The following is a 19,471-nucleotide window of genomic DNA, read 5'->3' as shown; positions in this document are numbered from 1 at the left end:
GGCAAAGCTCTTTCGTTCCATCAACAATGCCCAACACTCAGCCGCCTGACAGCCTCACTCCTGCCCCTCCTTCAGGCTCATCTCTGGATTGGAAAGAACTGAACTGAACTATGCACGACATCAGGTTGGGGTATTCTTACTTGTATTCCAGGCGTAGAAAAGTGCTCTCCACAGCACTGAGAAGCTGTTGATCGGCTCCCCGTAATCGATGCCCGACGCCGTAGAGCGTTTGTATGACCAAGGGGCGAGCCTGTGCTTGTCTGGCAAACGCAAAGCTGCGTTGCAGGGGCACAGCATCATCCGCCGAACCGTGTAAGATCGTGACGGGGATGTCTAATTTTGGCGGTGCTAACAGCAGATTGTGATTTGCGGCATCGCGTACGGCATTGAAACCCAACTGGAATGTCGGACCGTTGTCGCCGAGTTGCCACGCATGAAAACCAGAATCCTGCCAAGCCAATTGCGCATCAATTGGCAGACCGTGAAAATAATCTTGAATGAAGTTATACGCTGGCGCAATGAGTAGCAAGGCACGCACGCGCTCCGGCCAAAATTGGGCTGCACGGGTCGCGACCCAGCCCCCCATGCTCGAGCCGAGGAGAAGTATAGGCCGCGGCGGTAACGTCTGAATTACGGCTCCCACGTCTTCTAGATACCGTGAGATGCTAAGCTCGGAGAATGTCCCAGCGGAGATACCCATGCCACGATAGTCGAAGCGCGCCCACGAGCGCTGGCGCTGCTGCGCAAAACGGGCAAGTAGCTGTGACTTGCTGCCGTGTAAATCCGACGCAAAGCCCGGTAGGAAGACGCCAATTGCACTGTTCTTAGAATCTTGAAAGTAACCGCGTACAAGCTCGCCATTGGGCACTTGTATCTCTAGGGGAGCTTCAGTGGATAGAGGCATGAGAAGGGCGTGTCACAAAAAAAGGGGCTAATGAAAGCCCCAAAACCACAAAGGAGGAAAGAAACATGCGCTCGCGGTCAAAGCTGACCACGAGTTGATATATTAGCATTTGCTCTCGCTTCTTGCAAGAACATTCCGACCGGTCGGAAAAAAAAGAGGGCGGCCATGAAATGGGCCGCCCAAAACCACCAAAGGAGGAAGAAACATGCGCTCGCAACCATCACAGCTGCTTGCAAAGGATTAGAGGCGAGGGTTCTGGAAAAGTTCCAGATGCTGTTGCGGGAATTGTTACGTCCTGTTTCAGCGCTCGGCCTTGAGTGTTGCAAAGGCTGCCAGCGCCCGCTCGCGTGCGATGGCGTGGTCGATGAGCGGTCGAGGATAGCTCTCCCCAAGCCAGATACCGTGTGCCTGCAACAGTGCAGGATCGCTCCACGGCTCCGGCAGCAGTTTGTCGGGTAATCTGGCGAGCTCAGGAACCCAGCGCCGTTGATAGTTCCCCTCGCCATCAAATTTTTGCGCCTGCAGGACGGGGTTGAAGACGCGAAAGTAGGGGGCGGCATCGGTACCGCAGCCTGCCACCCACTGCCAGGAGGCATTGTTGTTGGCGGGGCAGGCGTCGACCAGGGTATCCCAAAACCAGACCGCACCCTGTTGCCAGGGCAAAAGTAGATCTTTTACCAAGAAACTACCGACGATCATGCGCACGCGATTGTGGATGTACCCGGTCTGCCAGAGCTCGCGCATACCGGCATCAACAATCGGATAGCCGGTTTGCCCCTTTTGCCACGCTGCAAGCAGGTCATCGTTTTTAGACCAAGGGAATTGCGCGAACTCTTCGCGTAGAGGACTGTAAGGTAGCTGCGAAAAGTGATAGAGGAGGTGCCAGGAAAACTCGCGCCAGCCAAGCTCTGCCAGAAATTTATCGATTGCCTTACGTAGCTCTGGCTGGGCAGTGGTGAGCTCTTGCATACGCTGCCAGACGCGCCGCGGGCTGATTTCGCCATGCGCTAGGTGCGGCGACAAACGCGATACCTTATTAGCAGCGGGGAAGTCGCGTCCGTTTGCATAGTCCACGAGCGTGTCAGCAATGAACCCTTCCAGGCGCTCCATTGCGCCATTTTCGCCCGGTTGCCAATGATTGCGGAAGCGGCTTGCCCAGTCGGGTGCCTGCGGCTCCCATCCCCAGCTATCGGGGTTGTCAGAACATGGGATGCTGGCCGCAGCTTGCGCATGCTGCGGGCAGGAAAACGCTACATCGACAGAGACATCGCGCAAAAAGCGCTTCCAGAACGGGCTAAATACCTTGTAGGGGGTGCCGTCGCGCAACAGGTTCCAGGGTTCGCAAAGGGTATCGCCGGGGAAGGACTCTACCGTAATACCATGCTCCCGCAGCCAGTTTTTGAGGTGCATGTCGGTATCGCGTTGTTCTCTGGCGTAGCGTCGATTCCAGAGCACGGTATCGGCGCTACTTTGTTCGATCAGCTCCTTGATGATTGTCAAAGTCTCCCCGCGTCGGTACACCAAAGGCAGGCCGAGAGCAGCAAGCCTTGTCTCCAGGGTGCGAAGGCTTTGGCGTTGCCACCACTGGTAAGCAGCGCCACGTTCGTCCGTGGGATCGCTCAAAAATACCGGCAGCACAGCACCGCGAACTACGGCATGGGCGAAGGCAGGATGATCATCCAAACGTAAATCGTTTCGGAACAATACAATGCTGGTCATGGGCATTCCTGATCGGGTGCTGGATAGACACGGTACGAATTTCTCGGACTGCGAACAAGGCCTTGTCTCTGCGTCACGATTTGGTAAGAATGCGCCCACAGAAAGGGAGCGAAGGGATATGCAAACTTGGCGCTGGTTAGCGGCTTTGTTGGTGATGTTGGGGGCGGCCTCTGGCGCCTTCGCGGTTTTGGCGCCGGCGGACCTGCGGTCGGGTTTGCATCTGGTACAGGAGCAAGGGCAAGAGGCGACTGCAGTATTACCGGCGTCGCCCAGTACCATCCCTGCCCAAGGGACGATTGAGGTGGCATTTTCGCCACCACCAGGCACAACGGATACCATCATTCAGGCCATGAGTCAGGCACAACATCGACTCTGGATTCAGGCATATAGTTTTACCAGTGCCCCAATCGCCAAGGCAGCGTTGGCGGCGCAAAAGCGTGGGGTAGAACTGCGGGTGCTACTGGATAAGAGTCAGCGAAGCCAGAAATATTCGGCTGCCGATTTTTTCGCCAATCAGGGCGTGAATCTGCGCATCGACGATCAGCATGCCATTGCCCACAACAAGGTAATGATCATTGATGATGCGACAATCATCACCGGCAGTTTCAACTTCACCAAGGCGGCGGAACAGGCTAACGCCGAAAATCTGTTGATTTTGCGCGGCAACCCACCGCTCAACGCCCTCTATGCGCAAAATTTTCTCCACCACTGGTCGCATTCTGCGCCATACGCGGCACGTCATGGGTTGGATTAGCTGATCAAACCATGCCTTCGAGTAGTTGTACGTCGACGATGCTCCCCGCTGGAAGATCACCGGCATCTGCCGGGAGAATCAGGAAGCACTCGGCCTGCGCCATCCCAGTCAGAATGTGCGAGGACTGGGCTTTTACTGGGACCACCTGCAGGCCTTCCGCAGTCTGTAGGAGTTGACCACGCTGAAAATCAGTGCGCCCCGGTTTCTTTTTGAGGGCGATAGCGCAGGGTAGGCGCAGGCGCGGCGCCGTCCATGGCGCGCGGCAGCCCATGCGCTTGCGCAATGCCGGGGCAACAAACTGATAGAAAGTGACAATGGTCGATACCGGATTGCCGGGTAGACCAAAAAAGTCCGCCTGGCCGATGCGTCCATACGCTAGCGGACGGCCAGGTTTCATGTTCATCTTCCAGAACTGCACGGTCCCCTGGCGCTGCAAGAGTTCGGCGATGTAATCGGCCTCGCCTACCGACACCCCACCACTGGTAATGATGACGTCCGCACTCTCGCCAGCGTGCCGCAGGGTGTTGCCAATGCGCTCGGGATCGTCTGGCAGCCGGCCAAGATCAATCGCTTCGACCCCAAGACGGCGAAGGAGCGCAAGCAGACTATGGCGGTTGCTGTCGTAGATTTCGCCAGCACGTAATTCTCGTCCCAGAGGCTGCAACTCGTCGCCAGTGGAAAAGAAGGCTACGCGCAAACGTCGAAAGACCTCGATCTCACTTAAGCCTAGGCTGGCCAGTACGCCAATCTGGCTGGGGCGCAGTTGTGTACCGGCTGCGAGTGCCAACTCCCCCGGTGCCAGATCTTCCCCAACGCCGCGAATGTTGGCACCGGCGCGAATCGCGCTGATAAAACGCACGGTGTCACCGGCGCGCTCCGTTTGCTCCTGCGGAACCACCGTATCACAATCTGCCGGCACAATAGCGCCCGTCATGATGCGTATGGCCTCACCGCTCGCAATGCTACCCGCAAATGGATGTCCGGCAAACGAACTACCAACAACTGTACGCGGTACGTCGCCATCTGCGGCGCGCAAGGCGTAGCCGTCCATGGCGGAATTGGGCCAGGCCGGTATTGGGCTCGACGCCCGTTGGTCGCGCGCGAGAATGCGGTCGAGAGCGGCATCCAAGGGCAACCATTCACTATCTTGCAACGGTGCAGAAGTATCCAGAATGATTTCCAGCGCCTCCTCCACGCTCTTTGCCTTGGGGTCGTGTTCGTTATTCTCACAGCAGGCTGCCATATGGCTATTCTCCGTACCAATGCAGTATAAATTGGGCGATTGCGGCAGGATCGTTCAAATCCAGGCAGGGTACACTCGTATCCAGGGGCGTATCGCTGGCCACCGCCAACACGTCATCGCCGGGATCCCAACGCAATCCTTTTTCCAACGCCGCACGATGTACAAGTAAGCGTGGGATGGGCCAGTCCTGGTTTCCTTCGCTCAAAACCAGGTCCGGTTCCGGCTGCAGGCTGGCAAGCATGGCCGCCCAGTTGCCCGGATCTGCCACGCGATTCAGGTACCAGCGTTGTGGTCCGACGAGCAGGAGGGGTTCGGCCCCCGCTTCTTGTAAGCGCCAACTGTCCTTGCCCGGCTCATCCCAGCGGACATCATGATGGGTGGCCTTGATTGCCGCAACGCGCAGTCCAGCCTTGCGCAACCAAGGGATCAGAGCGCAGAGCAGGGTGGTCTTGCCAGATCCGCTATATCCTATAATTGCTAACGTCTTCACGCAACGCTTCCCTGCAGGTCTGCGGGGTGATTGCAGTTTTGCGCCTCTTGCAGGGTAAGAGGCAGCCGGTGCTGCGGTATGGCGGCAAAAAAATCCCCGGCACGGCGTTGTCCGCTCGCGAGGAAATGTCGTAGTGGGCTCGCGAGACGACGATGCATCAAGCCAATCACCGGGATCACGTCACGCTCGTCTTCTGCCAACACCAGTGGTACTCCCTTGCGCCGCTCCCAGAGTTGCCAAAGCAAGTCTTCGGGGAGGTTGGGGGCATCCACGGGTACGAAGACGAGCCAGTCCTGTCGTGCTGCCTCGAGCCCGGTAAGCAGACCATGCAGAGGGCCGGGAAAGCCACTTTCCGCATCTGGCAGCACCCGGTAACCGAGGCTGGCATACCGTTCGAGATTGCGATTGGCGCTAATTAGGATCGTGCGCGCGTGCCTTTGCAGTGGGCGCAGGGCGTGGAACACCAAGGGGTGCCCCTGGTAGCCGACCCAGCCCTTGTCTTGATGATCCATGCGTCGACCCGCACCACCCGCCAAGAGCAGGCCGCTGATCGGCAGTAGAATTTGTTCTTGCGTATTCTCCATACCTGGATTCTCCGCCATTGTGCTATTCTTGCGCAATTTTCGGAAAGGTTGGCGCGCATTGGCAATTTGGGACTGGTTGAAGGGCAAGGGGCAGGACATGCAGCCGCGCGGTGCGGTGGTGGATGCCGGAGTGCCGCCGCAGGGACGGGTGGATGAGCTGCCCTTGCCGGCGCCGTTGTTTTATCTTCACTACCAGGGTTTTGGGCGCCTGCCCGATGCCCCCGAGCTGCAAAAAGACTTACTGGAATTTGCCATCCAAGCCGAGTTTTTGCGCCTCCTACCGCGCCAAAGTGCGCGTACCTTTCTTGCGCAACACCCGGAAACGCCAGTAGAAGAGAATACCCTGACGGCGTTCTTTCAGGTCTTGTTCAGCGAAATCACGCGTAGGATGTACATTGACGCAGCGCGACAGCGCCCGGAGGCCGTTGGCTTGCGCTTTAGCCTAGCGAAACCGGAGACGGCGTCCACAGCCGCGCAGGAGGTGGTGGCTGCCAATCCCAGCGGTCTTGGCCCTGGCGTTTACGCCTTTACCCAGATCCCGGAAAACCCTCATCCGGGCACGGAAAATCCTTTTGTTATCCGCATTCTCTACCGTAAGGACTTGCAAGAATGAAGAAAATCGCTTTTTTTCCTGGAGACGGCATCGGTCCCGAGATTAGCGCTGCGGCGCGCAGCGTTTTGGAAACGGTCGCCGAGCTCGCTGCCATGCCATTGCAGATTGACGAGGGATTGGTCGGTGGTGCTGCCCTAGATGCCCATGACGACCCGCTTCCCGAGCAGTCTCTGGCCTTGGCGATGGGTGCCGATGCCGTGCTTTTGGGTGCAGTGGGTGGGCCGAAATGGGATGCCCGGCCGCCAGCCCAGCGACCGGAGCAGGGACTCTTGCGGCTGCGCAAGGGACTCGATCTCTATGCCAATCTGCGCCCCGCGCAAATCTTTCCACAGCTCCTCTCGGCCTCGCCTTTGCGTCCTGAACTGGTGCAAGATGTCGACATTCTGGTGGTGCGTGAACTGACGGGTGATATCTATTTCGGTCAGCCGCGCGGGGTGGAAGTCGTAAACGGGAAGCGTCGTGGCTTCAACACCATGGTTTACGACGAAGGGGAGATCCGCCGAATTGCCCATGTCGCGTTTCGTGCGGCGCTGGGGCGACGGCGCAAGCTTTGCTCCGTGGACAAGGCCAACGTCCTCGAAACCACGCGCCTGTGGCGCGAAGTGGTGACCGAGGTGGCAAAAGAGTACCCCGATGTCGAGCTCGAGCACATGTATGTCGATAACGCCGCGATGCAGCTTATTCGCTACCCGGCGCAATTCGACGTGCTGCTTACCGGCAATATGTTTGGTGACATCCTCTCCGATGAAGCGAGCCAACTCACTGGCTCTATTGGCATGTTGGCCTCGGCATCCTTGGGCGAAGGCCGTGGAATGTACGAACCCATCCATGGCTCGGCGCCAGATATCGCCGGGCAAAACAAGGCCAACCCCCTGGCCACGATCCTGTCGGTGGCCATGCTGCTGCGCCATTCCCTGCAGCAGGCGAAATGGGCAGAACGGATCGAGGCGGCGGTTATGCGTGTGTTAGACCAAGGTTACCGTACCGCAGATATCGCCAGTGCTGGTGAAAAGGTGATTGGTACTCAGGCCATGGGTGAGGCGGTCGTGGCTGCATTGCGGGCAGGAGAATAAGACGTGAAGAAAAATGCGTATAAGGTTGCCATCCTCGGTGCAACGGGGGCCGTGGGTGAGGTCATGCGGGAGATCCTGGTGGAGCGGAACTTTCCGGTCAGCGAATTGATCCTGCTGGCGAGTGAGCGCTCGGCAGGCGGTGCGCTGGATTTTGCCGGCAAGGCCGTGCGTGTGCGCGATGCTGCAGAATTTGACTGGCAGGGGGTGGATATCGGTCTCTTCTCCGCCGGCGCTTCTGCCAGTGAAATCTATGCTCCCAAGGCTGCTGCAGCCGGTGCCGTGGTGATCGACAATACCTCCCGCTATCGCTACGAGGACGATATTCCCCTGGTGGTGCCGGAGGTGAACCCGCAGCGTATAGCCGATTATCGAGCGCGCGGCATTATTGCCAATCCCAATTGTTCGACCATCCAGATGTTGCTGGCGCTCAAGCCCATTGCCGATGCTGTGGGTTTGGAGCGAGTGGTGGTGTCTACCTATCAAGCGGTGAGTGGTGCTGGCAGTCGTGCCATTCAGGAATTGGGGCGGCAGACTTTGGGCATTTTCAAGCAAGAAGAAGTGCCGCCGACCGTGTTTCCCAAACAGATTGCCTTTAACTGCCTGCCCCAGATCGATATCTTTCAGGACAATGGCTACACCAAAGAAGAAATGAAAATGCTTTGGGAAAGCCGCAAGATTCTCGAGATCGCGGACTTATCCCTCAGTGCTACCTGTGTACGCGTACCTGTTTTTTATGGTCATTCCGAAGCCGTCAATGTGGTCACCAGGGAAAAAATGAGTGCCGTACAACTGCGCGAACTATTGAACGACGCTCCCGGGGTACAGATCCTAGATGAACAGGAAGCAGGTGGTTGGCCCACGGCCCTGGATTCCGCGGGTAAGGATGCGACCCTGGTGGGACGCATTCGCGAGGATTGCAGTCATGAGCGTGGGTTGAATTTCTGGGTAGTGGCCGACAATATCCGTAAAGGCGCAGCTCTGAACAGTGTGCAGATTGCAGAGATATTGATTCGCGACTATCTATAACGACTGGTTATGTTGTTCGACAGCATGAGTGGTTCTGGCGCAACCGTGCGATTCGCCATGGAGAGGGGAGAAGGATGAACAAAAAAGACTGGATGCAGACACTGCTTTCTCTGGGCCTCGTGCTACCAGGGATTGCGCAGGCAATAGGCCTTGGAAATCTTGTGGTCTTGTCTGGCCCAGGAGAACCCTTCCGGGCAGAAATCTCCATCCATAGCGCGCATCCAAACCAGCTCGCGGATTTGAGTGCGCGACTTGCAGGTTCGTCAGCCTATGAGATGATTCATTTGCCGCTTGCTGCGGTAACGCAAAACTGGCAATTCTCTGTGCGTACTGGCGATGAGCCAGCGATTCTTATTAATAGCCCTATGCCCCTTGCTCCGGGCGCTACTCCCTTCCTTGTCCAGCTGGATTGGGCGGGTGGGCAGATGGTGCGCGAGTACCAAGCATACCCCGGAACTTATAATGTTCCACAACGTACTGCATTACCTGCACCCTCGATGGTCGCGAGCAGAGCTCCGTCAGCGCAGATGCCCATACGTAACCGTAACGGTTGGTCGAGCACGGACCAATATGGTCCTGTACCTATGGGGAGCTCGTTGTACCAAATTGCTCAGCAATTGAATCGCAATCCTCGGGTCAGTCAACAACAAGCCATGGCTGCGCTATTCAAAGCGAATCCCATGGCGTTCCTACAAGGCGACCCATCTAAACTGGTTGCCGGTGTCGTGCTGAAGGTCCCTGGTATTCAGGAAGTGCGGGCTCTGAATCCGTTGCAAGCCGCCACTCTGCTACATCAGAAAGAACAGTTGCCGGCAGTGACGACAAGCGTAAAACAGACCGCAGCAAAAACTGCCGTCGTAGCAGCTCCAACACCACTCACAGCGAATGCCAGCAGTCCTGGCGGGATTGCGACAGCACTGAGTCTGACCAGCGCCCCAGTGACTTCAGCGGCGAAAACAGCGGTGGTTACGCCGGTGGTGAATGCTACAGGCACCGTGGCTCCGGTTGTGTCTAACCCCGATAGCGCTAAGATCGAAGGCTTACAAGACTCCCTACATGGTGTTGAGGCGCGCCTTGCGCTCGCTCAGCAACAATTAGCGTCGCAGGCAGTAGAAATTAGCAAAATGTCCCGCAACACGGCATCGGGCTTCCCGCCCTTGCTGTGGGTATCCTTGGGCGGCAATCTGTTGTTGCTGTTGTTGTTTATCTGGATGTATCGGCGTCAGGAACAGGCTGCAGGTCGACAACGGGAAATCTCGTCCAAGTTGACGGCTCTGGGGACGGCACCCCGCAATGCAGCACCAGCACCAGCACCAGCACCAGCACCAGCACCAGCAGTAACTACGCCTGCTCCCGCATCAGCCCCGGCTTTCACTCCTGCGCCCGCGCCTGCCATGCTGCCCGAAGCTTTGCCAGCAGCGGATACAGAATTTGCAGGCAGTAGTTTTACTGCATCAGAGCCATCGGAACTGGAGGATGATCACGATAGTTTTGATGTTGATCCACTCGAACAGGCCGACTTGTATCAGACGTACGGAAAAACAGAGCAAGCGATTACCGTTTTGCAGGAAGCCCTGGAAACTAATCCCCGCCGGCGAGAGCTCTACGTTCGTTTGCTTGCTCTTTTTGCAGAAACGGATCGTCGTGGTGATTTCCTGGATCTTGCCGAGCGGCTGCGTAGTCGCTTCGGGCCGAACAACGCGGATTGGCAGGAAATCGCTGGTAAAGGCCGCGAGCTTTTCCCAGGTAACGCTTTATTTGTAGAGGAAAAGAACGATGCGGAGGGGAGCACGGTAGCGGCGGCTTCTACGCCCGAGTTGGAGTCGACCGCGGGAAACCTGGAGCAACCAGCTAGCTCGGATGCGGAAAAATTGGATTTCGATTTTGGTTCTTGGGGAAACAGCGCTGAGCCGGTCAGTACCGAAGAAGAGCCGGCTTGGACCGATGCGCATCAAAAAATGCTGGATGAAATGAACGAGCAGTTCCGCGCATTGGATCAAGACCATGAGGTGGGTTTGCATCTCGCTGACGATACCCATGAGATGCACGGGGATCCTGAGCTCGCAGAAACTGCGGCGAGTGCAACGACAGTTGCGGAGGAGCCAATCCAACAGAGCGCGAAGCTTGCGAGTGCTGCTGATTGGGATGCTGTCGGTACCAAACTAGATTTGGCAAAGGCCTACGTCGAGATGGGGGATAGCGAAGCAGCACGGGAATTACTCGAAGAAGTTCGGCGCGATGGTAGCCCCGAGCAACAAAGTGAAGCCGAAAAATTGCTTGCTAGCTAATTGAGAAATAAATGGGCTTGGTCGGGCAACGCTGGGCCCTAGGTGTCGAGTACGATGGCAGTGGGTTTGCTGGTTGGCAACTGCAGGATGGGCCGCGGACGGTACAAGGCGTGCTGGAGGGGGCCCTTGCTGCGATTGCAGGCCACCCCATTCGGGTAAGCGTAGCGGGGCGCACCGATGCGGGAGTACATGCCCTTTGCCAAGTACTGCATTTCGATAGCTCGGTTGTGCGGCCAGAAATTGCCTGGGTAAGAGGAAGCAATCGCTTCTTGCCGCGTGAAATCGCGGTCCGCTGGGCAAAACCTGTGCCGCAAGATTTCCACGCACGTTTTTCCGCAACCGGCCGCAGTTATCGTTACCTGATACTTAACCGTCAGGAGCGCCCTGCATTGGCTGCCGGTCGCGTTACTTGGGTACCCCAGCCTTTAGATCATCGGGCCATGCAGGAGGCCAGTAGTCTTTTGCTCGGCACCCACGATTTCTCTGCCTTCCGTGCCTCCGCCTGTCAGGCCAAGAGCCCAGTGCGTAGCTTGCGTCGTCTCGATCTGGAACGTCGTGATGACTTGTTGATCGCGACGGTGGAGGCGAATGCATTCTTACACCACATGGTGCGCAATTTGATAGGGACGTTGCTTTTCGTAGGGCGGGGAGAGCGTCCGCCAGGGTGGGTGGCTGAAGTCCTGGCGAGTTGCGATCGTCGTCTTGCTGGCGCCACCGCGCCAGCCGATGGCCTATATTTTCACTCGGTCTCCTATCCACAGATTTACCGAATCCCGAGCTGCTCTGGTATCTTTGTGTGACTACTCTGGCCTTGGGGAGAATGCCCGTGCTCCGCGTGAAAATCTGCGGCATCACCTCAGTTGCCGATGCGCAGCTCGCTGCCGCTGCCGGTGCGGATGCTATCGGCCTGGTTTTTTATCCCCCAAGTCCACGCAATGTAACGATTGCAGGGGCACGCGAGATCCTTGCCGCACTGCCACCCTTCGTGACCCGCGTGGGCCTCTTCGTGAATCCCGAAGCTGCCTGGGTCGAGGAGGTTTTGGCTACTTGCGCGCTCGATTTGTTGCAATTTCATGGTGATGAAGAGCCGGGTTTTTGTGCGCGTTTCCAGCGGCCCTATATCAAGGTTCTGCGTTTGACCGGAGAAATGGACCTGCGCCCCTGGCGTGATCGCTATGCTACGGCGCAGGGCTTGCTGCTCGATAAGCGTGACGCACAGGTATTCGGTGGTTCAGGACACAGCTTTGCCTGGTGGCGTTTGCCGCAAGACCTGTGCATGCCTTTGATTCTGGCTGGTGGTTTGCATCCGGATAACGTTGCGGCAGCGGTCAATTTGGCACGTCCCTATGCCGTAGATGTCAGCAGTGGTGTGGAGATTTCGCCAGGACGCAAGGATCGTGGCAAAATAGAAAGATTCATCGCGCGGGCCCGTGGGGCAGGAGAGGCATAAAGGATGGGGGCATATCAGCAACCTGATGAGCGGGGGCATTTTGGTGTGTACGGCGGACGCTTCGTTGCCGAGACCTTGATCCCTGCCCTCGACGAACTGCAGCGGGCCTACGCCGAGGCACAGAAAGATCCCGAGTTTCAGGCGGAATTGCACAGTGAATTGCGTCAGTTCGTTGGTCGTCCGAATCCGCTCTATCATGCGCAGCGCCTGTCTACGGAACTTGGTGGCGCACAAATTTACCTCAAGCGCGAAGACCTCAATCATACCGGAGCGCACAAGATCAATAATGCCGTGGGTCAGGCGCTGTTGGCCAAACGCATGGGCAAACGACGCCTGATTGCCGAAACGGGGGCAGGTCAGCATGGTGTCGCCACGGCGACCGTAGCCACTCGCTACGGCATGGAATGCGTCGTGTATATGGGCGAAGAAGACATCCAGCGGCAGTCGAGCAATGTCTACCGTATGCGCCTGCTTGGTGCCCAGGTAGAGCCTGTGCGCAGCGGTTCGCGCACCCTGAAAGATGCCCTCAACGAAGCTCTGCGCGACTGGGTCAGTAATGTCGAAGATACTTTCTATGTCATTGGCACCGTGGCTGGCCCCCACCCCTACCCTGAGATGGTACGCAACTTTCATCGGGTGATTGGTGATGAGGCACGCGCTCAGTGTCTGGAGCTAACCGGCCGTCTACCCGATGCCTGTGTTGCCTGTGTAGGCGGCGGTAGCAATGCAATGGGCCTGTTTTATCCGTTCATCGACGATAGTGCGGTGCGTCTGATGGGCGTGGAGGCCGCCGGTTTGGGCCTGGAGACAGGCAAACATGCCGCACCTCTCACGGTTGGCCGCCCCGGTGTGTTGCATGGTAACCGTACCTATCTGATGACCGATGAGAATGGCCAGATCGAGGCAACACATTCCATCTCTGCTGGCCTGGACTACCCCGGAGTGGGTCCAGAGCATGCTTACCTGAAAGATACGGGGCGCGCGGAATATGTCGCAGTAACCGATGGCGAAGCCTTGGCGGCCTTCCATCGTCTGAGCCGTGTCGAGGGCATTATCCCTGCCCTGGAAACCTCCCATGCCCTTGCCTATGCCTTTCAGTTGGCACGCGAGATGCGCCCCGAACAGAGCATCATCGTTAACCTTTCTGGACGTGGTGATAAAGACATCCACACCGTTGCGGCGTTGGAGGGGATCAGCTTATGAGTCGCCTCACTGGCGTTTTTTCTGCCTTGCACGAGGCACAGCGTACGGCCCTGATCCCCTTTATCACTGCGGGTGATCCCAGCACGAGCGGTGTCGTTACCTTGTTGCACACCCTGGTGGCAGCGGGTGCCGATGCGATTGAGCTAGGGGTGCCCTTTTCCGATCCGATGGCGGATGGCCCGGTGATCCAAGGCTCCAGCGAGCGGGCCTTGGCGCGTGGCGTGAGCCTGCGGCAAGTTTTGGCCTGGGTGCGCGAATTCCGCCAACAGAATCAAGCTACTCCTATTATCCTCATGGGTTATCTCAACCCGGTGGAGATCATGGGCATGCAGCGCTTTGCCGAGGAGGCCGCAGATGCTGGTGTGGATGGCGTGATTCTGGTGGACATGACCCCTGAGGAAGCCGAGGAGGCTAGCGCCCTCTTGCGGCGGGCCGGGGTTGATCCGATCTTCTTGCTCGCCCCCACCAGTGGGCCGCAGCGGGTGGCAGCGGTCAAACGCCTAGGTAGTGGCTTTGTGTACTATGTCTCCCTGCGCGGTATTACCGGTTCCCAACAGCAGGATTGGGACGAGGTGCTGGCGCGCGTTGTGGAACTAAGGCGGGAGCTGGAAATGCCCATGGCGATTGGCTTTGGTATTCGTGATGCAGCGACCGCACAGCGCTTGGCCCAGGGTGCGGACGCTGTAGTAATTGGTTCGGCCTTGGTGCAGCGTTTGCAGCAGGCCCAGGGTGACGTGGATGCGCAGCGCTTGGCAACAGAGTTTCTTGCACCCATTCGCGCTGCCCTGGATGAGGGAATTCGCGCATGAACTGGTTTAGCCGTGTCTTGCCGCCCAAAATTAACAAGAAAGATCCAGAAGTCGAGCTGGCCGATAGCAAACGTTCGGTGCCTGAGGGTTTGTGGTCCAAATGTCCGACCTGTCAGGCGGTGCTTTATCGTAGCGAACTGGAAGAAAATCTGCAGGTCTGTCCACATTGTGGGCATCACCATCGTCTAACGGCGCGGCAGCGTCTGGACTACTTTCTGGATCCCGAGCCACGTCTGGAAATTGGTGCCGATCTCATCCCTGTCGATCCTCTACGCTTCAAGGATCAAAAGCGGTATAAGGATCGCATTCAGGAAGCACAACAAAAATCGGGTGAGAAAGATGCCCTGGTGGCCATGCGCGGTCTGGTCGAGGGGCACCCAGTCGTGGCCGCCGCGTTTGCCTTTGAATTTATGGGCGGTAGTATGGGCTCGGTGGTCGGTGCCCGCTTCGTAAAAGCCGCGGAAACCGCCCTGGTGGAGCGCTGCCCGCTCATCTGTTTCAGCGCCAGCGGTGGCGCACGCATGCAGGAAGGTTTGCTTTCCCTGTTGCAGATGGCGAAGACTGCGGCAGTGATCGAGCGCTTGGGCAAGGCGCGCATCCCCTTTATTTCGGTGCTCACCGACCCGACCATGGGTGGCGTTTCCGCCAGCCTCGCCAGCCTGGGAGACATCCTGATTGCTGAGCCCAATGCCTTGATTGGCTTTGCCGGGCCGCGCGTGATCGAACAAACCATTCGCGAAAAGCTGCCCGAGGGCTTCCAGCGTTCCGAATATCTTCTCGAACATGGCGCCATCGACCAGATTGTCGATCGTCGCCAGCTTCGTTCCCGCGTCGCCTGCCAAATCGCAATTTTGCTGCAGGCTGAGCAGACTGCCTGATGCTCGCATGAGTAGTTTGCTTGTGGCGGACGACGCAGAATCCTTACTGGTTCGGCTGGTCGGTCCGGCGCAACGCATCGAGTTGGGTCTGGAACGGATGCAGGCGGCGATGGCCCGGGTTGGCATTCCCGCTGATTTACCCTTTCCGGTTATCACCGTGGCCGGCACCAACGGCAAGGGCTCAGTCGTGGCTTACTTGGAAGCCTTGTATCAACAATCCGGCTACCGTTGCGCGGCGTACACCAGTCCCCACATTTGGCACTTCACAGAACGCTTGCGCGTTGCTGGTGCCCCTTTAGCGGGCCAACGCTGGCGCGAAAAACTCTCGTCTCTCGCCCCCTTGGCAGAGGAGATTCCGCTCACCTATTTCGAGTTGAGTACCCTTGCTGCATTCTTGCTCTGCCGGGAAGAAGCGCCGGATCTGGCGATACTCGAAGTGGGTCTCGGTGGGCGACTGGATGCCGTGAATGCGGTGAACGCCGATATCGCTATCATCAGTTCTATCGACCTCGATCATCAAGCGCTGCTCGGGCTAGACCGCGAGAGTATTGGTCGCGAAAAGGCTGGCATTGTTCGCCAAGGACGAGTCTTGCTTTATGGTGATCGTAATTCCCCTTGTCGAAGTGTCCTGGATGCCGCTGCTCGGCTCGATGCCCCGCTATGGCTTTTAGGCAGGGATTTTGACCTGGATGCGACAGGTATCTGGCAGCATGATGGCGGAGCGGCTGCTGCACCAGCGCCGTTCGCCAGTAGTGCCGCCCAGCGTGGTAATCTCGCCTTGGCATTGGCAGCCGTTTATCAGTTGCGTGAAAGGCTGCCGCATGCCTGGCCGGCACCGGCGCAGTGGGAGTTTTCGCCGCAGATTCTCGGGCGCAGCCAGTGGCTGCAGCCTTGGGGCGAGCAAGGCCCAAGACTCTTGGTTGATGTTGCGCACAACCCGCAGGCGACACAGGCGTTGGCCGAGACTCTGGCGCCAGAGACCGGTCGCATCTGGGCCTGCTGGGGCATGATGGTGGACAAGGACTTGGCTGCTAGTGTTGCACCCTTGCGCGGTAAGGTTGATTCTTGGTCTTTGCTAGCGATGCCCGACAACCCGCGTGCGGCTACGCCAATGCAACTACGGTCACAGCTAATAGGTGAGAATGTTCTCGGCGAAGTCTCGCTGTCCCAATTGCCAGCGCAACTTGACCGCTGGGCAAAAGAGCTCGGCAGCGGAGATGTGCTACTCTGTTTTGGCTCCTTCTATGTGTTGTCTGCCTTGCCGCGCAGTTGGTTCTTGTTTAACTCATGACCTGGCTCAATGTTGCAGTAGTCGCCATTTTTCTCCTCAGTGCCCTATGGGGTGTCGCGCGCGGAATGATTCGCGAATTCTTTGCCGTTGTCGGATGGGTGGGCGGTGTGTATGTTGCTTGGCGCTGGGGAAAAAGCCTCGTGGCACCCTATCTCGTCGGTCATCTGCCCGCCGAATGGGTTGTGCCCGTAGCCGATTTTTCCTTGTTTTTTTTGATATTAGCCGGTGCTACGGTGCTCTCTTTCCTGCTCCGGGGCATGCTCTATAGGGTCGGCTTCAGCATCCCCGATCGCTTGGTTGGCGGCCTATTTGGATTACTCCGAGCTGCCGCAATTGTCGCGCTTGTGATACTTTTGGCCCAGAGTTTTCAGGTAAATGATGCGGCCTGGTGGCGCCAGTCTTGGCTGGGGCAAACCCGCATTGAGGATCTCGCACAGACGGTAACGGCGCCGGCTGTTTCTTATTGGGAGTTACACACACGTGGAAAAAACGTTGCCCCAGTTGTCAGTTCTCGATGACGATCATTTCCATGACGAATGTGGTGTCATTGGGGTATTTGGTCATCCAGACGCGGCCAATCTCGCCTACCTGGGCCTGTATGCCTTGCAACATCGCGGCCAAGAATCAGCAGGGATTGTCGCGGCAGAGGATGGAAAGTTACACAGCCACCGCGGCATGGGGCGGGTAGCGGACGTCTTCGGTAGCAAGGAACTCAGCAAATTGCCCGGAACGCAAGCGATTGGGCACGTCCGCTATTCCACGACAGGCGGATCGGTACTGCAAAACACCCAGCCGGTGTTTATCAACTATCGCTATGGTTCCTTTGCGGTAGGGCATAACGGGAATCTGGTTAATGCCCTCGAACTGCGCCAGCGCTTAGAAAAAGATGGCGCCATCTTCCATACCGACATGGATACGGAAGTGATCGTTCACCTCTTGGCGCGAGTGCCCGGTAAGGATGCCGGGGAGCGCCTTGCCGCCGCCCTGGAACAGGTGTCCGGTGCCTATTCGCTAGTTTGCCTGACGGAAACCCGTTTGATTGGGGCGCGCGACCCCATGGGCTTTCGCCCTCTGGTGCTCGGACGCTTCATCGACTCGGGTGGTTTCGTCCTTGCCTCAGAGACCTGCGCCCTCGACCTCATGGGGGCGGAGTTCGTGCGCGACGTGGCGCCTGGGGAGATGGTTATTATCTCCGCGTCTGGCATCGAGAGCCGTCAAGCCTTGCCCGCAGCAGCGCCGCGGCGGATGTGCATTTTCGAATACCTATATTTCGCCCGCCCGGATAGCGTCCTGGATGGCATTCATGTGTATTCGGCGCGCAAGCGTATTGGACACGTGTTGGCACGATTGCATCCACGCGATGCGGATATCGTCGTGCCGGTGCCGGACTCCGGGGTGGCGGCGGCCATGGGCTACGCCGAGGCCTCGGGCCTGCCCTTTGAACTTGGGCTGATCCGCAACCACTATGTTGGCCGCACCTTTATTCAACCGGCGCAGCGCGGACGTGATTTTGGCGTGCGCATAAAGCTCAATGCCCAGCCGGAAATTCTCAAGGGTAAGCGCGTCATCCTGGTGGATGATTCGATTGTGCGCGGCACCACTAGTGCCAAGATTGTTCATTTGGTGCGCGCCGCGGGTGCGCGCGAGATTCACTTCCTGTCGAGTTCCCCACCGACTACCGGTCCTTGCTTCTATGGTATCGATACGCCGGATCGCGCGCAGCTTATCGCGGCACAGCATAGTGTCGACGAAATCTGCAAAATGATTGGTGCCGATAGTCTGGGATATTTGAGTATCGATGCGCTCTACGAAGCCGTGGGCAGTCATGATCTGGGTTTTTGTGATGCCTGTTTCAGTGGCGACTATCCCATTCCCGTAGCGAAACCGGGAAAGGGTCATCAACTGCACCTGCTAAAGGATTTGCGATGACAGATGAAAATTGGCTGAAAAAACTGCATCCGGAAACCCTGGCGATCCGCGCGGGTGCGCACCGCACGGAAGAGGGCGAACATTCCGAGGCCATCTTTCCGACCTCGAGCTTTGTTTTCGCGTCGGCCGAAGAGGCTGCCGAGCGCTTCGCAGGCCGTGAGCCGGGAAATATCTACGCGCGCTTCACCAACCCCACCACACGTATCCTGGAGGAGCGTCTGGCAGCTCTGGAGGGGGCAGACGACTGTATTGCCACTGCCTCCGGAATGGCGGCGTGTCTTACCGCATTTATGGGATCCCTGCAGGCCGGTGACCATGTTGTCGCTTCGCGCTCACTCTTCGGCACGACCGTCCAGTTACTGCAAAAAATCCTGGCGCGTTTTGCCGTAGAAACAACCTTCGTGCCGCTCACGGATCTTGCCGCCTGGGAGGCCGCCATTCGCCCCAACACGCGCATGCTGTTCCTCGAAACCCCCTCCAATCCGATGACCGAAGTTGGCGATCTGGAGGCCTTGGCGCGTTTGGCCCATGCCCATGATGCGTTGCTCGTGGTCGATAACTGTTTTTGTACCCCGGTCCTGCAGCAGCCCATGCGTTGGGGGGCGGATCTCGTTTTGCATTCCAACACCAAGTATATCGACGGGCAGGGGCGCACCTTGGGCGGGGCCGTCTGTGGACGGCGCGAACACCTGGACGGGCCGCGAAATTTTCTTCGTACCGCTGGCCCGAGTCTGAGCCCCTTCAATGCCTGGGTGCAGTTGAAAGGACTGGAAACCCTATCGTTGCGTATGGAGCGACATTGCGCCAATGCTGCGGCCCTGGCATCGTGGCTGCAGAGCCTGCCGGAAGTGGAGTCCGTATATTATCCGGGGTTGCCTGAGCATCCGCAGGCCGATCTGGTGCGCAAACAGCAACGACTGCCGGGTGGAATTTTCTCCTTCGTGCTGCGTGGTGGGCAGCCAGCCGCCTGGGCGCTGATGGATCGTCTGCAGATTTTTTCGCGCACGGCCAATCTCGGTGATGCCAAGAGCACCGTTACCCACCCCGCCAGTACCACGCACAGTAGGGTGAGTGCCGAAGAGCGTGCTGCGGCCGGGATTCAGAATGGCTTGCTGCGCTTGAGTGTGGGTCTGGAGCACGTAGATGATCTGCGCGAAGATTTGCAGCGCGCGCTGGCCAGCTTGCCGCGGTAAATTTTTGCGCTATGCTCAAGAAGA

Annotated in this window: 19 protein-coding genes; 14 read left to right on the top strand and 5 right to left on the bottom strand. The window is 57.8% G+C overall.

All coding sequences use genetic code 11. The features are described 5' to 3' along the window. Window positions 1-136: 136 nt before the first annotated feature. Both AB4090_RS13530 and AB4090_RS13525 read right to left on the bottom strand, forming a co-directional pair. On the bottom strand, window positions 137-904 hold the full coding sequence (locus AB4090_RS13530) for an alpha/beta fold hydrolase (RefSeq protein ID WP_369574417.1): 768 nt from the start codon (window positions 902-904) through the stop codon (window positions 137-139). 300 nt (window positions 905-1,204) lie between these two features. After that, window positions 1,205-2,623: a deoxyribodipyrimidine photo-lyase gene (locus AB4090_RS13525; protein WP_369574416.1), complete on the bottom strand. Its 1,419-nt coding sequence runs from the start codon at window positions 2,621-2,623 to the stop codon at window positions 1,205-1,207. 118 nt (window positions 2,624-2,741) lie between these two features. On the opposite strand from AB4090_RS13525, the gene AB4090_RS13520 reads away from it, so the two are divergent. Further along, entirely contained in the window at window positions 2,742-3,377 is a 636-nt protein-coding gene (locus AB4090_RS13520) for a phospholipase D family protein (RefSeq protein WP_369574415.1), read from the top strand. 4 nt (window positions 3,378-3,381) lie between these two features. Here the strand turns inward: AB4090_RS13520 and glp are convergent, their stop codons facing one another. The 3 genes from glp to mobA are packed head-to-tail and all read right to left on the bottom strand — an operon-like array spanning window position 3,382 to window position 5,712. Beyond that, window positions 3,382-4,620: a gephyrin-like molybdotransferase Glp gene (gene glp, locus AB4090_RS13515; RefSeq protein ID WP_369574414.1), complete on the bottom strand. Its 1,239-nt coding sequence runs from the start codon at window positions 4,618-4,620 to the stop codon at window positions 3,382-3,384. Between the two features lie 4 nt (window positions 4,621-4,624). Beyond that, window positions 4,625-5,110, bottom strand: a complete 486-nt coding sequence (mobB, locus tag AB4090_RS13510; RefSeq protein WP_369574413.1) for a molybdopterin-guanine dinucleotide biosynthesis protein B — start codon at window positions 5,108-5,110, stop codon at window positions 4,625-4,627. Then, window positions 5,107-5,712: a molybdenum cofactor guanylyltransferase MobA gene (gene mobA / locus AB4090_RS13505; RefSeq protein WP_369574412.1), complete on the bottom strand. Its 606-nt coding sequence runs from the start codon at window positions 5,710-5,712 to the stop codon at window positions 5,107-5,109. Before mobA ends, mobB begins: the two co-directional genes overlap by 4 nt. Window positions 5,713-5,722: 10 nt before the next feature. Between mobA and AB4090_RS13500 the strand changes: the two genes are divergently transcribed. The 13 genes from AB4090_RS13500 to AB4090_RS13440 all read left to right on the top strand — a co-directional run bounded on the left by AB4090_RS13500 (window position 5,723) and on the right by AB4090_RS13440 (window position 19,447). Further along, on the top strand, window positions 5,723-6,307 hold the full coding sequence (locus AB4090_RS13500; protein WP_369574411.1) for a hypothetical protein: 585 nt from the start codon (window positions 5,723-5,725) through the stop codon (window positions 6,305-6,307). Continuing rightward, window positions 6,304-7,380 (top strand): 3-isopropylmalate dehydrogenase, encoded by a 1,077-nt coding sequence (gene leuB, locus AB4090_RS13495; RefSeq protein ID WP_369574410.1) that lies wholly within the window; start codon window positions 6,304-6,306, stop codon window positions 7,378-7,380. Before AB4090_RS13500 ends, leuB begins: the two co-directional genes overlap by 4 nt. Before the next feature lie 3 nt (window positions 7,381-7,383). Next, complete coding sequence (locus AB4090_RS13490) at window positions 7,384-8,406, top strand: aspartate-semialdehyde dehydrogenase (protein WP_369574409.1); 1,023 nt, start codon at window positions 7,384-7,386, stop codon at window positions 8,404-8,406. A gap of 74 nt (window positions 8,407-8,480) precedes the next feature. Beyond that, the gene (locus tag AB4090_RS13485) at window positions 8,481-10,694 is read left to right on the top strand and encodes a FimV/HubP family polar landmark protein (RefSeq protein WP_369574408.1); all 2,214 of its coding nucleotides are present in this window, start codon (window positions 8,481-8,483) and stop codon (window positions 10,692-10,694) included. Window positions 10,695-10,705: 11 nt separating this feature from the next. Continuing rightward, window positions 10,706-11,494: a tRNA pseudouridine(38-40) synthase TruA gene (truA, locus tag AB4090_RS13480; protein ID WP_369574407.1), complete on the top strand. Its 789-nt coding sequence runs from the start codon at window positions 10,706-10,708 to the stop codon at window positions 11,492-11,494. A 20-nt stretch (window positions 11,495-11,514) separates the two neighbouring features. Then, window positions 11,515-12,144, top strand: coding sequence for a phosphoribosylanthranilate isomerase (locus AB4090_RS13475; protein ID WP_369574406.1), 630 nt, complete (start codon window positions 11,515-11,517; stop codon window positions 12,142-12,144). Between the two features lie 3 nt (window positions 12,145-12,147). After that, window positions 12,148-13,347, top strand: coding sequence for a tryptophan synthase subunit beta (gene trpB / locus AB4090_RS13470; RefSeq protein WP_369574405.1), 1,200 nt, complete (start codon window positions 12,148-12,150; stop codon window positions 13,345-13,347). Further along, on the top strand, window positions 13,344-14,156 hold the full coding sequence (gene trpA / locus AB4090_RS13465) for a tryptophan synthase subunit alpha (RefSeq protein ID WP_369574404.1): 813 nt from the start codon (window positions 13,344-13,346) through the stop codon (window positions 14,154-14,156). Before trpB ends, trpA begins: the two co-directional genes overlap by 4 nt. After that, on the top strand, window positions 14,153-15,034 hold the full coding sequence (gene accD, locus AB4090_RS13460) for an acetyl-CoA carboxylase, carboxyltransferase subunit beta (protein WP_369574403.1): 882 nt from the start codon (window positions 14,153-14,155) through the stop codon (window positions 15,032-15,034). Before trpA ends, accD begins: the two co-directional genes overlap by 4 nt. Window positions 15,035-15,041: 7 nt before the next feature. Continuing rightward, window positions 15,042-16,325 carry a folylpolyglutamate synthase/dihydrofolate synthase family protein gene (locus AB4090_RS13455; protein WP_369574402.1) on the top strand — a complete coding sequence of 428 codons (1,284 nt, stop codon included), beginning with the start codon at window positions 15,042-15,044 and terminating at the stop codon, window positions 16,323-16,325. Beyond that, entirely contained in the window at window positions 16,322-16,843 is a 522-nt protein-coding gene (locus AB4090_RS13450) for a CvpA family protein (protein ID WP_369574401.1), read from the top strand. Before AB4090_RS13455 ends, AB4090_RS13450 begins: the two co-directional genes overlap by 4 nt. Continuing rightward, window positions 16,806-18,254, top strand: a complete 1,449-nt coding sequence (gene purF, locus AB4090_RS13445) for an amidophosphoribosyltransferase (RefSeq protein ID WP_369574400.1) — start codon at window positions 16,806-16,808, stop codon at window positions 18,252-18,254. The genes AB4090_RS13450 and purF overlap by 38 nt, the downstream gene beginning before the upstream one ends. Beyond that, window positions 18,251-19,447: an O-succinylhomoserine sulfhydrylase gene (locus tag AB4090_RS13440; protein WP_369574399.1), complete on the top strand. Its 1,197-nt coding sequence runs from the start codon at window positions 18,251-18,253 to the stop codon at window positions 19,445-19,447. The genes purF and AB4090_RS13440 overlap by 4 nt, the downstream gene beginning before the upstream one ends. Window positions 19,448-19,471: the final 24 nt, after the last annotated feature.

Source organism: Acidithiobacillus sp. IBUN Pt1247-S3 (genome assembly GCF_041146875.1).
GTDB lineage: Bacteria > Pseudomonadota > Gammaproteobacteria > Acidithiobacillales > Acidithiobacillaceae > Igneacidithiobacillus.
Note: the sequence above shows the minus strand (reverse complement) of the source record. Positions and strands in the feature narration are given on the sequence as shown.

What these genes read in the sequence shown, in the direction of transcription:
- AB4090_RS13530 (WP_369574417.1), bottom strand. Translation starts at nt 904, where the DNA reads ATGCCTCTATCCACTGAAGCTCCCCTAGAGATACAAGTGCCCAATGGC.
- AB4090_RS13525 (WP_369574416.1), bottom strand. Translation starts at nt 2,623, where the DNA reads ATGACCAGCATTGTATTGTTCCGAAACGATTTACGTTTGGATGATCAT.
- AB4090_RS13520 (WP_369574415.1), top strand. Translation starts at nt 2,742, where the DNA reads ATGCAAACTTGGCGCTGGTTAGCGGCTTTGTTGGTGATGTTGGGGGCG.
- glp (WP_369574414.1), bottom strand. Translation starts at nt 4,620, where the DNA reads ATGGCAGCCTGCTGTGAGAATAACGAACACGACCCCAAGGCAAAGAGC.
- mobA (WP_369574412.1), bottom strand. Translation starts at nt 5,712, where the DNA reads ATGGCGGAGAATCCAGGTATGGAGAATACGCAAGAACAAATTCTACTG.
- leuB (WP_369574410.1), top strand. Translation starts at nt 6,304, where the DNA reads ATGAAGAAAATCGCTTTTTTTCCTGGAGACGGCATCGGTCCCGAGATT.
- AB4090_RS13485 (WP_369574408.1), top strand. Translation starts at nt 8,481, where the DNA reads ATGAACAAAAAAGACTGGATGCAGACACTGCTTTCTCTGGGCCTCGTG.
- truA (WP_369574407.1), top strand. Translation starts at nt 10,706, where the DNA reads ATGGGCTTGGTCGGGCAACGCTGGGCCCTAGGTGTCGAGTACGATGGC.
- AB4090_RS13475 (WP_369574406.1), top strand. Translation starts at nt 11,515, where the DNA reads ATGCCCGTGCTCCGCGTGAAAATCTGCGGCATCACCTCAGTTGCCGAT.
- trpB (WP_369574405.1), top strand. Translation starts at nt 12,148, where the DNA reads ATGGGGGCATATCAGCAACCTGATGAGCGGGGGCATTTTGGTGTGTAC.
- trpA (WP_369574404.1), top strand. Translation starts at nt 13,344, where the DNA reads ATGAGTCGCCTCACTGGCGTTTTTTCTGCCTTGCACGAGGCACAGCGT.
- accD (WP_369574403.1), top strand. Translation starts at nt 14,153, where the DNA reads ATGAACTGGTTTAGCCGTGTCTTGCCGCCCAAAATTAACAAGAAAGAT.
- AB4090_RS13455 (WP_369574402.1), top strand. Translation starts at nt 15,042, where the DNA reads ATGAGTAGTTTGCTTGTGGCGGACGACGCAGAATCCTTACTGGTTCGG.
- AB4090_RS13450 (WP_369574401.1), top strand. Translation starts at nt 16,322, where the DNA reads ATGACCTGGCTCAATGTTGCAGTAGTCGCCATTTTTCTCCTCAGTGCC.
- AB4090_RS13440 (WP_369574399.1), top strand. Translation starts at nt 18,251, where the DNA reads ATGACAGATGAAAATTGGCTGAAAAAACTGCATCCGGAAACCCTGGCG.